The organism is Bradyrhizobium sp. AC87j1 (assembly GCF_002936975.1).
GTDB lineage: Bacteria > Pseudomonadota > Alphaproteobacteria > Rhizobiales > Xanthobacteraceae > Bradyrhizobium > Bradyrhizobium shewense.
Genome location: NZ_PTFE01000292.1, coordinates 1 through 389, shown reverse-complemented (window position 1 = coordinate 389; position 389 = coordinate 1). Strand labels below are relative to the sequence as shown.

General features: G+C 61.2%; 1 pseudogene. It reads left to right on the top strand.

Annotated features, from left to right (window positions below):
- Positions 1–389, top strand: a pseudogene (locus tag CV770_RS41380) (transposase); the annotation flags it as partial.

The window sequence follows — 389 nt, the reverse complement described above, 5'->3', positions numbered from 1 at the left end:
TTCGGCGGGTCGAAGACATCACGGAGGCGCTGTGGGGCACCCGGGTCAGCCCGAGCACAGTGTCGAACCTGAACAAGAAGATCTATACCAAGATCGAGGCGTGGCGGAATCGCAGGATCGAAGGCGAGCATCCGTATCTCTACCTCGACGGCATCGTGATGAAGCGCAACTGGGCTGGTGAGGTTCGCAACGTCTCGCTGCTGGTGGCTTCGGCGGTCAATGCCGAGGGGTTCCGGGAGATCCTCGGCATCTGTGGGCGCCAAGGAGGACAAATCCGGCTGGTCATCGTTTCTGCGGCATCTCGTCGATCGCGGTCTCAGGGGCGTGCAGTTGGTGGTTTCCGACGCGTGCCGAGGTCTTGTCGAAAGCGTTGCGGATTATCTGCCGGA